This is a genomic window from Embleya sp. NPDC025285 (genome assembly GCF_055558835.1).
Genome location: NZ_JBVHLU010000114.1, coordinates 20615 through 31196, shown reverse-complemented (window position 1 = coordinate 31196; position 10582 = coordinate 20615). Strand labels below are relative to the sequence as shown.

Below are 10582 nucleotides of genomic sequence, written 5' to 3'. Positions count from 1 at the left end.
GCGCCGCCGTTGACGTTGACCTTGTCCACGTCGAAGCCCAGGTCGCGGTAGGAGGGGATGACCTGTGCGGCGAACGCCTCGTTGATCTCCACCAGGTCGATGTCGGCCGAGGTCAGGCCGGCCCGGGCCATCGCGATCCGGGACGCCTCGACCGGGCCGTAGCCCATGATCTCGGGGGACAGGCCGGACACGGCGGTGGAGACTATCCGGGCGAGCGGGGTCAGGCCCAACTCGCGCGCCTTGGTGTCGGACATCACGATGACCGCGGCGGCGCCGTCGTTGAGCGGGCACGCGTTGCCCGCGGTGACCGTGCCGTCCGGACGGAAGACCGGCTTGAGCCCGGAGATGCCCTCCAGCGTGGTGCCCGCGCGCGGGCCGTCGTCCTTGGCCACCACGGTGCCGTCGGCGAGCGTGACCGGGGTGATGTCCTTGGCCCAGAAGCCGTCGGCGATCGCCTGCTCGGTGCGGTTCTGCGAGCGCACCGCGAACTCGTCCTGCTCGGCCCGGGAGATGCCCTTGTGCTGGGCCAGGTTCTCGGCGGTGAAGCCCATCCCGATGTACACGTCCGGGAGCAGGCCCTGCTCGCGCGGGTCGGCCCAGGTCGAGCCCTTCTCCACGGCCTCGGTGGTGCGGGTCGCGGCCCCGGCGAAGAGCGGGTTCCTGGTGTCCGGGATCGAGTCGCTGCTGCCCTTGCCCCGGGTGCTGGTGACCATCTCGACGCCGGCCGAGATGTACGCGTCGCCCTCGCCCGCGCGGATCGCGTGCATCGCCATCCGGGTGGTCTGCAGCGACGAGGAGCAGTAGCGGGTGATGGTGGTTCCGGGCAGGTGGTCGTAGCCGAGCATGACCGCGACGTTGCGACCCATGTTGAAGCCCTGCTCGCCACCGGGCAGGCCGCAGCCCAGCATCAGGTCGTCGATGTCCTTGGGGTCCAGCGCCGGGACCTTGTCCAGGGCGGCGCGGACCATGAGCGCGGTCAGGTCGTCCGACCGCAGGTCCTTCAGGGAACCCTTGAAGGCGCGACCGATGGGGGAGCGGGCGGTGGCGACGATGACTGCTTCGGGCATCGGGACTCCTTGGTGGTCTTCGCGGCCGTCGGTACGAGGACCCGGCAGGGACTCTCGTCGTCACGGAAGCGCAACTGACGCTTGAAGTTACTGCCTGGTAGTCAAAAGTGGGAGGGGCGGATCGTGCGACCTGCCCCACGCCATAACTGACGACCAGTCAGATTTCTTCGGTCAGATTACCCCGGGCATCCTCGAAGGGGGTCGGCGCAGTCGGTGCGATTTCGGAATCGCCCTCGGCGGCGGCCTCGGGCTCGGCCTCCGGGTCCACCGTCGCGGGGGTGGGGATCTGCCGGCGACGCCGATGCCGCAGCAGCGCCCACCGGCCGCGCGGGCCGCGTTCGCGACCGCCGACGTCGGTGCCGGTCACCTCGGTGCCGCCCTCGGCGGCGGCCTCGATCGCGGCCTGCGCGATCGGCAGCACACCCTCGCCGCGGAAGCTGTCCGGGCTCACCTCGTCCAGCGGCCACAGGTCCAACGCGGCGCACAACGAGGGCAACGAAGCCATCGCGGCGGTCGCGTAACCCTCCACCGAGGGATGGAAGCGGTCCGGGCCGAACATCACCTTGGGCCGGGCCAGGAACTCGGGACCCAGCAGCGAGCCGAGCGAGACGGTACGCCCGCCCGCCTCGACCACGGCGATGGTCTGCGCGGCGGCCAGATTGCGGCTCCACTGCCGGGCCAGATAGCGCAGCGGCTGCGCGATCGGCTCGATCGTGCCCAGGTCGGGACACGTGGCCACGACCACCTCGACGCCGGAGGCGATCAGCCGACGGGTGGCCTGTTCCAGGTGGCGCACCGACTCCGCCGGGCGCATCCGATGGGTGACGTCGTTCGCGCCGATCATGATCATCGCGACGTCGAGCTCGTGCCGGAGCGCGAGGGTGACCTGACGCTCCAGATCAGAGGACTGGGCGCCGGACAGCGCGACGTTGACCAGCCGTACCGGCACTTCGGCGACCGCCGCCAAGCCGGAGGCGAGCAAGGCGCCGGGGGTCTGCATCGGATTCTCGACGCCGAGACCGGCGGCGGTGGAGTCGCCGATCACCGCGAACGTGATCGGTTCGCCCGGGAGATCGCCGTACATCCCGTCGGCGGTCGGCGGTTCGCCGTCGGGTTCGCCCACGGTGCGGCGGGCCATCTTCGCCTCGGTGTACAGCACCGCGAACATCGCCCCGGTCAGCACGCCCACACCGCCACCGCCGAAGGCCGCCGCGGCGGCCACCCGGCGGGCCATGCGCGTACGCATCATCGTCGGACCCCGTGACCGGCCGTCGTGTACAAGACCTCGGGCTCCTCCCCGTCGCGCACTCCAAGCCGACCCTAACCGACCGTCAGGTGTGTGGACGGCCGGCAGGGGGCGCGGTGGGGCGCGCGGCGTGGGCGCGGGCCGTGTGCGCTGTGTCGCGTCCGGCGCGATGGCGGCGACTAGGCTGGGAGAAGTTAGCGCAATGTGAGGATTTTGGGCCATCCGGCCCCGGCTGATGCGCACTCATGGCGGAGGTTCCGTGCGGTACCACGAATCCATGCTCGACCTGATCGGGGACACCCCCCTCGTCAAGCTCAACTCCGTTACCTCGGGGCTGTCGGCGACGGTGCTGGCGAAGGTCGAGTACTTCAACCCCGGTGGTTCGGTCAAGGACCGGATCGCCGTGCGGATGATCGACGCGGCCGAACAGTCGGGCGCGCTGCGTCCCGGCGGCACGATCGTCGAACCCACTTCCGGCAACACCGGGGTCGGGCTGGCGATGGTCGCGCAGCGGCGCGGATACAAGTGCGTGTTCGTCTGCCCGGACAAGGTCAGCATGGACAAGATCAACGTCATGCGCGCCTACGGGGCCGAGGTGGTGGTCTGCCCGACGGCGGTCGACCCCGAGCACCCCGACTCCTACTACAACGTCTCGGACCGACTGGTGCGCGAGACGCCCGGCGCGTGGAAGCCCGACCAGTACTCCAACCCGCAGAACCCGGAGTCGCACTACCTCTCCACGGGTCCCGAACTGTGGGAACAGACCGACGGTCGGATCACCTGCTTCGTGGCCGGCGTCGGCACCGGCGGCACCATCTCGGGGACCGGGCGCTTCCTCAAGGAGGTCTCGAACGGCGGCGTGCGGGTGGTCGGCGCCGACCCGGAGGGCTCGGTGTACTCGGGCGGCTCCGGCCGGCCGTACCTGGTCGAGGGCGTCGGTGAGGACTTCTGGCCGACCGCGTACGACAGCGCGGTGCCGGACGAGATCATCGCGGTGTCCGACCGGGACTCGTTCCTGATGACGCGTCGGCTCGCCCGCGAGGAGGGCCTGCTGGTCGGCGGCTCGTGCGGGATGGCGGTGGTCGCGGCGCTGCGCGCGGCCGAGCGGCTCGGGCCGGACGACGTGGTCGTGGTGCTGCTGCCGGACTCCGGGCGCGGCTACCTCAGCAAGATCTTCAACGACGAGTGGATGGCCGACTACGGCTTCCTGGACGCGGACCCCAACGAGGCCACCGTGGCCGACATCCTGGCCCGCAAGCAGGGCGACCTGCCCGCGTTGGTGCACGTGCATCCGGAGGAAAGCGTCGGCGACTCGATCGCGATCCTGCGCGAGTTCGGGGTCAGCCAGATGCCGGTGGTCAAGCCGGGCGCCGGTCACCCGGACGTGATGGCCGCCGAGGTGGTCGGCTCGATCGCCGAGCGCGACCTGCTGGACGCTCTGGTGTCCGGTCGGGCCGCCACGGGCGACCCGCTGGAGAAGTTCATGTCGGCGCCGCTGCCGGTGGTCGGCTCCGGCGAGCCGATCGCGCGGCTCGCACGGGTGCTGGAGCAGGCCGACGCGGCGCTGGTGCTGGTGCACGGCAAGCCGCAGGGTGTGGTCACCCGGCAGGACCTGCTCGGCCACCTGGCGGGCTAGTCCCGCTCACGGCGCAGGCCGCCGTGTTTCGCCACCGGGGCGGCGACGTCATCGGATCGGTTCGCTCCGGACACGCACACGTAGTCGATGTGTAACACCGCCTCGACACCGTGGGGTTCGACGGGGAACGGACCACGAGGGGACCGCTCCGGTGGCGAGAGGCGGTAGGGACATGACGGCGATTTCGGTGCGGGGTCGGGCCCGGCTCACCACGGTGAGCGAGGTCGGCGCGGGCGAGTGGCCGTCGCACGTACGGGTGCGGCAGGCCCGTGCGGAGGACGCCGCGCAGGTGCGCGCGATGCACGAGCGCTGCTCCCCGGAGACCCGTCGATTGCGCTACTTCACGTCGGCGCCCCGGTTGCCGGAGAGCGCGCTGGGTCGGCTGCTGGTGCCGGAGCACGGGGTGAGTCTGGTGGCGGTCGCGCCCGACGGTGCGATCGGGGCGTTGGCCACCCTCTTCCACCCGGCGCCCGAGCCGGTGGCCGAAGTGGCGTTGCTGGTCGAGGACGGGTGGCAGCGGCACGGGCTCGGTACCGCGCTGTTGTGCTCGCTGGTCGAGCACGCGGCCGTGCGTGGGGTGCGCGAGGTGCGCGCGCACGTGTTGCCGTGGAATCGGCGGATGCTCGCCCTGTTCGATCGGGCCGGGCTGGTCAGCCGGCGCGGCTACGAGGACGGTGTGGTGCTCGTGGCGGCCGACGTGCCGCCGGGGGTGCTCGCTTCGGACCGCTGCGCCTGACGCGATCGGCGAGCGGTGGGATTTCCGCCGCTTTGCCTGATTCGGGGCTTGGTGGGCCGGAGAAAATTGCCTCTCAGGCAAGTTAATTGCCTCATTGGTCAGCGCCTGCCTAGCCTCGAAGCATGGTCGCCACCCCAAGCTACGACATGGACGAGCCGGACCCGGCATCCGCCGAGGCGGTACCGACCGGCCTCGGTGAGCGGTTGCGCGCGGCCCGTCGGGCGAACGGCTTCAAGCTCGACGAGGCCGCGCGGCTGACCAGGCTCTCCGTCGCCTATCTCTCCCGGCTCGAACACGAGCGCCGACAGCCGTCGCTGCCCGCTTTGTTGACCCTGGCCCGGGCCTACAACACCACGGTCTCCGAACTGCTCGGCGAGGACAGCGCCTCGGCCGAGCCGGTGGTCCGGGCCCGCGCGGCCGAACCGGTCGAGGCGCACGGCTGGACCTATTGGCGCGTGGGCAGCCCGCGGCGCGGCATGCAGGCACTGCGGGTGCGGGTGCCGGCGGGGCGCGCGGACGGGCCGGCGCGGGTGCATCCGGGCGAGGAATGGCTGTACGTGCTCAGCGGCCAGCTCCGGTTGACCCTGGACGGGGCCACCCACCTGCTCGCGCCCGGCGATGTGGCGCACTTCGATTCCGGGCTCGCGCATCGGATGGAGTCGGCCGACGCGTATCTGTCGGTCGAGTTCCTGATGGTCCACGCGGCGCCCGCGTTGGTGGCGTTCTCGCCGTGTCTGCCGGCGCATGTGTGAGCGGCGCGCGTGGGTGCGTGGCGCGCGTGTCCGAGTACTTGACGATGTGCGACCGCTGTCCGAGCTCGATGACCGAGCGCGCCCATGTCCGAGGAGTTCGTGATGGAGAGTGAGAAGAGCCGGGCGGCCGGGATGTGGATCCGGATCGCGATCTACATCCTGGGATTCTCCGTGGTGTTCGGTGCGCTGATGTTCACCGCGGTGACCTACGGCCACCGCTGAGTGTGCGGCGCGTCCTCGCGCCGACGGCCGGGCGCGGGCCCGTAGGCTCGCGCTCATGGACAACGCGACTTCCTCCGACTCCACGACCCGCTACATCCGGCTCAACCTCGAAATCGTGCTTGAGGTCACCGACGCCGACGCGCTGCGTGCCGCGGCGCTGGACAGCGTCAAGGCGGACGAGGAGCTGTCGCCCGGCGACCGGGCCGACGCGACCGCCGCGATCGAGAGCGACCTGGCCGAGTCCGTCTCGTACCTGATCGACCCGTTCAGCCTCGTCGAGGACATCGCCGGTACCGAACTGAGCGAGGCCGGCTGGCAGTCCGAGGGTGCCGAGTACCTGCCCGAGGACGACGACGAGGACGACGAGGACGCCTGACGTCCCATCGACTCGGGGCCTCGCCGCCGCCCGGGCGCGGCCACGATGCCCGCAGACCGTACGCAGATCCGATCGTCCCCCCGCGCCCCGCGAAGCGTCCGCTCCGCGGGGCGCCGACCGTTGCGGTGGTGCGGTGGTGCGCCCGCGCCCGGCGCCGGCGTACGGCGGAGGCATTCGTCCACGTAGGGGTGAATCGGCGGCCAACCGGACGGCGGGGCGTTGCCCATCGTCGCGGCCTTCGTTGTCCCACGTGCCGCATCCGTTCGTGCGGCACTGTGACATGGAGGAAGTATGAACACGGTCAAGAAGGCGGCCTTCATCACCGTCGCCGCCGGCGGCATTCTCGCCGCGGGTATGGGTGCGGCCCACGCCGGCTCCGAGGCGGATGGTGCTGCGGTCGGCTCGCCGGGTGTCGCGTCGGGCAACAACATCCAGGTGCCGGTGCACGTTCCGGTCAACCTGTGTGGCAACAGTGTCAACCTGGTCGGGGTGCTGAACCCGGCGTTCGGGAACGTTTGCATCAACCACGGCTGAACATTCGCACCTTCGGTGGGCGCTGTACGGGGCAACCGGTCCCGGGACGGCGCCCTCTGGCTTTTGGGTTGGCCTCAAGCGCCGGCCGGGCTGGTTCGCCTCAAACGCCGGCGGGGCTGGTTCGCCTCAAGCGCCGGTGGGGCTGATTGGCCTCAAGTGCCGGCCGGGCCGGTGGGGCCCGGCCGGTGGTGAGGGTGGGTTTGGGGTCAGGCGTGGGTGCCGCCGTCGATGCGGAGGGACGTGCCGGTGACGAATTTGCCGTCGTCGGAGGCCAGGGCGGCGATCATGCCGGCTATGACGTCGGGGGAGGCCATGCCTTCGCCGATGATGGGCATCAGTTTGGCGAAGAGTTCCCAGTCGGCGTCGTCGGGGACCTGGTTCGGGGTGTCGTCGACTATGCCGCTGGAGATGCTGCCGGGGGCGACGTTGACCGCGCGCAGGCCCTGACGGCTGTATTCGAGGGCGATCGCGTGGGTGAAGGCGTCGATCGCGCCTTTGCTGGCCGCGTACGCCGCCATGTAGGGATGGGCGAAGCTCGCCGAGGTCGAGCTGAAGTTGATGATCACGCCGTTTCCGGTTTCCAGGAGCGGGGGCAGTGCGGCGCGGGTCATCAGGAAGGTGCCCGTCAGGTTGACGGTGATGATCCGGTTCCACTTTTCGAGGGGGAACGTGTGGGTGTGTCCCGCGCGCAGGATCCCCGCCGCGTTCACCAGCACGTCCAGGCCGCCCAGGCGCTCGACGATCTCGGCTACTCCGGCGCCGACCGCGTCCTCGTCCGACACGTCCAGCACGCTCGTGCTCAGCCGGGCCTCCAGGCCCTTCTCCGCCGCCATCGCGCGGGTCTTCTCCAGCCCGTCGGCGTTGACGTCCGCCGCGTGTACCGTGCCCGCCTCGCTCAGCAGCCGCAGCACCGTGGCCTGGCCGATGCCCGAGCCGCCACCGGTGACGATGATGCGCCGATCCTGGAACCGCTCCACAGTGTTTCCTCCTTGGACGGGGTGTACGGGTCCCATCACAAGCTGTTCGTACAGCGGGATCAAGCCTCCTGAACGGTTGGCGGTACGTGAAATGAGACATGTTCCACCGCAGCCGTGCGGCCGATCGGATTAATTCGTCCGGATTGCGTGACGAACCGATCGGGAAGGGGTCAGACCTCATGTGAAGGGGAGCCCCCACCCCTCACGAAGCGGCGAAAGACGAGGTTCCAGTCATGGCAGACTCACCCGCCCGCACACCGGAGAAGACCCAGGCCCGCCCGGAGCGGTCACAGACCGGCTCCGGACACCTGACCGAGGTGACCGCGCTGGCCACGGATCGGGGTCGGACCTCGATCGCGGACGGGGTGGTGGCCAAGGTCGCCGGCTTGGCGGCGCGCGAGATCCCGGGGGTGTACGCGCTCGGCAGCGGCGTCTCGCGGGCGTTCGCCGCGATGCGCAAGGCGGTACCCGGCGGTCGTCCCGACGTCGCGCGCGGGGTCAGTGTGGAGGTCGGCGAGAAGCAGTGCGCGGTCGACCTGAGCCTGATCGTCGAGTACGGCGCGCCGATCGCCGAGGTCGCGGCGGCGGTGCGCGAGCACGTGATCGAGTCGATCGAGCGGATGACCGGCCTCGAAGTGGTCGAGGTGGACATCTCCGTGGACGACATCCACATCGAGCAGGACGACGACGACACGTCCTCGCGCAACCTGGCCTGAGTCCCGGGCGCGCGGCCCTTGGGCCGTGTCGCCCCGACGCACAGGGAAAGGGCGGGCCCGGATCGCACCGGGCCCGCCCTTTCCCCGTGTTCGCGTCGCGCGGTCAGCGCCGCCGGCCGCGCATGCCCAGCCCGACCGCGCCCACCACGATCGCCACGATCGAGGCCGCGAGCACCGACCACGCCATCGTGGTCAGCGAGTCGGTGAACACGGTGTAGATCGCCTCGATGCCGTCCCGGTTCAAGGTGTTCCGGGTGGCCAGCTCGTCCGCGACCGGACTGCTCGCGGCGGAGACCAGGATCAACAGCAGGCCGCTGGTGACCAACAGGCCGACGCCGGTCATCACCAGCGCGCGGAACCGGTTCACCGCGACCACCAGGCCGACCACCAGCAGTACCAGGGCCAGGATCGGCAGCCACTTGCCCGCGTCGTCCACGGCCTGGAGCGCGTCCCGGCTCTGCTCGGCCTCGGACGCGTGCGGCAGTTCGGCCAGGTCGATCGGGATGGTGGTCGGCAGACCAGCCTTCGACACCGGGATGCCGGACTTGTTGAGCTGCGCGACGATCGCGTCGAGCGGGCTCTTGAGGTTGACCACGACCTTGTCGCCGTCGGAGGTGACGTTCTTGCTGTCCCGGCCCAGCAGGGAGGACATCACGACGTCGTGCGCGGTGGCGATGCCGTCCTTCCAGATCGCCTTGAACGCGGGCTTGCCGATCTCCTCGGTCACCGCGGTTTGCACCACACCGCGCGGAACCTGGCTGCGCACGTTCGACGGGAGCTGCTTCATCACCTCGTCGGTCATCAGCCGGGCGACCTCGGTGCGGATCGCCGACTCGTCGATCAGCGCCACCGCGTTGTCGGTGAACCCCTGCTCGGAGACCACCTCCCAGCGCAGCCACAGCGCGGACAGCGCCGGGATCGTCAGCAGCACCGCCAGCACCAGGCTGAGCCCGGCGACGGTGCCGCGCAGCGCGCCGTACGCGGGCCGCGAGGGCTGCCGGGACGGCGGGCCGTGGGGGCCGCCACCGCCGCCGGGTCCACCGGGTTGGTACGGACCGCCCGGATCGTACGGCGGCGGTGGGGCGGGCGTGGCCGCGTAGGGCGGGGGCGGGGGCGGGTAGCCGCCACCCTGGCCCGGATACGAGCCCGGGGACGAGTGCATCGCGCTTCCTCCGTCGTCGTGGTCGGACCGCCGTGGAATCGGCCCGGCTTTCGAGAATCTCACCCACGCGCCGCTGCCACTGCCACCCGCCCGGTGTTGTGCCTGTTCGGTGACACGGGCGGGCGGCGGCACGGGAGTGTTCGACGACGCGGGAGCGTCCCGGTGCGACGGTCCGGGTCGGTACCGGCGATCCGCGCACCCGGGCATAACCTGCTCGGATGGACACTGTGGACAACGCGCCGCAAGCGGGCCGCCGGCGACCCCGGGTAGGCCATATCCAGTACCTCAACTGCCTGCCCATCTACTGGGGTCTGGCCCGTACGGGCTCGTTGGTGGACTTGGACCTCACCAAGGACACCCCGGACAACCTCAACGACGCCCTCGTGCGCGGCGACCTCGACATCGCTCCGATCAGCGTGGTCGAGTTCCTGCGCCACGCGGACGACCTGGTGGTGCTCCCGGACATCGCGGTGGCCGCCGACGGACCGGTGATGTCGGTCATGCTGGTCAGCCAGGTGCCGGTGGAGCAGTTGGACGGGGCGCGGGTCGCGCTCGGTTCGCAGAGCCGGACCGGGGTCCGGCTGGCCCGGCTGCTGCTGGAGGAGAAGTACGGCGTACGGCCGAAGTTCTTCACCTCGGCGCCCGACCTCGGCCTGATGATGCAGGAGGCGGACGCCGCGGTGGTGATCGGCGACGTCGCGCTGCGCGCGACGCTGTACGACGCGCCGCGACTGGGCCTGCTGGTCTACGACCTCGCGTACGAGTGGAAGGAATGGACCGGACTGCCGTTCGTGTTCGCGGTGTGGGCCGCCCGCCGGGAGTTCCTCGCCGCGCATCCGGCCGAGGTGCACGCGGTGCACCGCGCCTTCCTGGAGTCCCGCGACCTGTGCATGCAGGAGGTGGACAAGGTCTGCGAGCACGTGGCCCGGTGGGAGGCGTTCGACGCGGCCACCCTGGAGCGCTATTACACCGAGGCGCTGGACTACTCGCTCGGCGAGCGCCACCTGGCGGGGATGGCCGAGTTCGCCCGCCGAACCGCGCACGACACCGGGTATCCGGCCGATGTGCGGGTGACCCTGCTCGACGCCCCGCCGACGCCGTGAGCGGGCCGGATAGGCTCGTTCACGAGCTTTTGTTCCACTGGCATTCGTTCCACTC

General features: G+C 70.8%; 12 protein-coding genes. 8 read left to right on the top strand and 4 right to left on the bottom strand.

Translation table 11 applies throughout. The features are described from left to right. A partial coding sequence (locus tag ACZ4FV_RS43910) for an acetyl-CoA C-acetyltransferase (protein ID WP_465326432.1) occupies positions 1 to 1067 on the bottom strand: 1067 nt, incomplete at its 3' end. A 157-nt stretch (positions 1068 to 1224) separates the two neighbouring features. Next, a complete protein-coding gene (locus tag ACZ4FV_RS43905) occupies positions 1225 to 2316 on the bottom strand; it encodes an SGNH/GDSL hydrolase family protein (RefSeq protein ID WP_395864134.1) in 1092 nt (363 codons plus the stop codon). Between the two features lie 256 nt (positions 2317 to 2572). On the opposite strand from ACZ4FV_RS43905, the gene ACZ4FV_RS43900 reads away from it, so the two are divergent. The 6 genes from ACZ4FV_RS43900 to ACZ4FV_RS43875 all read left to right on the top strand — a co-directional run bounded on the left by ACZ4FV_RS43900 (position 2573) and on the right by ACZ4FV_RS43875 (position 6569). Then, the gene (locus tag ACZ4FV_RS43900) at positions 2573 to 3949 is read left to right on the top strand and encodes a cystathionine beta-synthase (protein ID WP_395864132.1); all 1377 of its coding nucleotides are present in this window, start codon (positions 2573 to 2575) and stop codon (positions 3947 to 3949) included. A gap of 172 nt (positions 3950 to 4121) precedes the next feature. Continuing rightward, positions 4122 to 4685 (top strand): GNAT family N-acetyltransferase, encoded by a 564-nt coding sequence (locus ACZ4FV_RS43895; protein ID WP_465326429.1) that lies wholly within the window; start codon positions 4122 to 4124, stop codon positions 4683 to 4685. Positions 4686 to 4807: 122 nt separating this feature from the next. Further along, positions 4808 to 5437, top strand: a complete 630-nt coding sequence (locus ACZ4FV_RS43890; RefSeq protein WP_395864128.1) for a helix-turn-helix domain-containing protein — start codon at positions 4808 to 4810, stop codon at positions 5435 to 5437. 84 nt (positions 5438 to 5521) lie between these two features. Further along, complete coding sequence (locus tag ACZ4FV_RS43885; RefSeq protein WP_395864126.1) at positions 5522 to 5659, top strand: hypothetical protein; 138 nt, start codon at positions 5522 to 5524, stop codon at positions 5657 to 5659. Between the two features lie 55 nt (positions 5660 to 5714). Continuing rightward, complete coding sequence (locus ACZ4FV_RS43880; RefSeq protein WP_395864124.1) at positions 5715 to 6035, top strand: hypothetical protein; 321 nt, start codon at positions 5715 to 5717, stop codon at positions 6033 to 6035. A gap of 291 nt (positions 6036 to 6326) precedes the next feature. Further along, positions 6327 to 6569, top strand: coding sequence for a chaplin (locus ACZ4FV_RS43875; protein WP_395864122.1), 243 nt, complete (start codon positions 6327 to 6329; stop codon positions 6567 to 6569). Positions 6570 to 6775: 206 nt separating this feature from the next. Here the strand turns inward: ACZ4FV_RS43875 and ACZ4FV_RS43870 are convergent, their stop codons facing one another. Then, positions 6776 to 7546 carry an SDR family NAD(P)-dependent oxidoreductase gene (locus tag ACZ4FV_RS43870; RefSeq protein WP_402240412.1) on the bottom strand — a complete coding sequence of 257 codons (771 nt, stop codon included), beginning with the start codon at positions 7544 to 7546 and terminating at the stop codon, positions 6776 to 6778. A 233-nt stretch (positions 7547 to 7779) separates the two neighbouring features. Here ACZ4FV_RS43870 and ACZ4FV_RS43865 point away from each other — a divergent pair, with 233 nt between their 5' ends. Continuing rightward, positions 7780 to 8262 (top strand): Asp23/Gls24 family envelope stress response protein, encoded by a 483-nt coding sequence (locus ACZ4FV_RS43865; protein ID WP_395864119.1) that lies wholly within the window; start codon positions 7780 to 7782, stop codon positions 8260 to 8262. Positions 8263 to 8365: 103 nt separating this feature from the next. Here ACZ4FV_RS43865 and ACZ4FV_RS43860 read toward each other — a convergent pair whose 3' ends face one another. Next, the gene (locus ACZ4FV_RS43860) at positions 8366 to 9424 is read right to left on the bottom strand and encodes a hypothetical protein (protein ID WP_395864117.1); all 1059 of its coding nucleotides are present in this window, start codon (positions 9422 to 9424) and stop codon (positions 8366 to 8368) included. Between the two features lie 218 nt (positions 9425 to 9642). On the opposite strand from ACZ4FV_RS43860, the gene ACZ4FV_RS43855 reads away from it, so the two are divergent. Continuing rightward, entirely contained in the window at positions 9643 to 10527 is an 885-nt protein-coding gene (locus tag ACZ4FV_RS43855) for a menaquinone biosynthetic enzyme MqnA/MqnD family protein (RefSeq protein ID WP_395864115.1), read from the top strand. Positions 10528 to 10582 lie beyond the last annotated feature (55 nt).

What these genes read in the sequence shown, in the direction of transcription:
- ACZ4FV_RS43905 (WP_395864134.1), bottom strand. Translation starts at nt 2,316, where the DNA reads ATGATGCGTACGCGCATGGCCCGCCGGGTGGCCGCCGCGGCGGCCTTC.
- ACZ4FV_RS43895 (WP_465326429.1), top strand. Translation starts at nt 4,122, where the DNA reads ATGACGGCGATTTCGGTGCGGGGTCGGGCCCGGCTCACCACGGTGAGC.
- ACZ4FV_RS43890 (WP_395864128.1), top strand. Translation starts at nt 4,808, where the DNA reads ATGGTCGCCACCCCAAGCTACGACATGGACGAGCCGGACCCGGCATCC.
- ACZ4FV_RS43885 (WP_395864126.1), top strand. Translation starts at nt 5,522, where the DNA reads ATGTCCGAGGAGTTCGTGATGGAGAGTGAGAAGAGCCGGGCGGCCGGG.
- ACZ4FV_RS43880 (WP_395864124.1), top strand. Translation starts at nt 5,715, where the DNA reads ATGGACAACGCGACTTCCTCCGACTCCACGACCCGCTACATCCGGCTC.
- ACZ4FV_RS43875 (WP_395864122.1), top strand. Translation starts at nt 6,327, where the DNA reads ATGAACACGGTCAAGAAGGCGGCCTTCATCACCGTCGCCGCCGGCGGC.
- ACZ4FV_RS43865 (WP_395864119.1), top strand. Translation starts at nt 7,780, where the DNA reads ATGGCAGACTCACCCGCCCGCACACCGGAGAAGACCCAGGCCCGCCCG.
- ACZ4FV_RS43860 (WP_395864117.1), bottom strand. Translation starts at nt 9,424, where the DNA reads ATGCACTCGTCCCCGGGCTCGTATCCGGGCCAGGGTGGCGGCTACCCG.
- ACZ4FV_RS43855 (WP_395864115.1), top strand. Translation starts at nt 9,643, where the DNA reads ATGGACACTGTGGACAACGCGCCGCAAGCGGGCCGCCGGCGACCCCGG.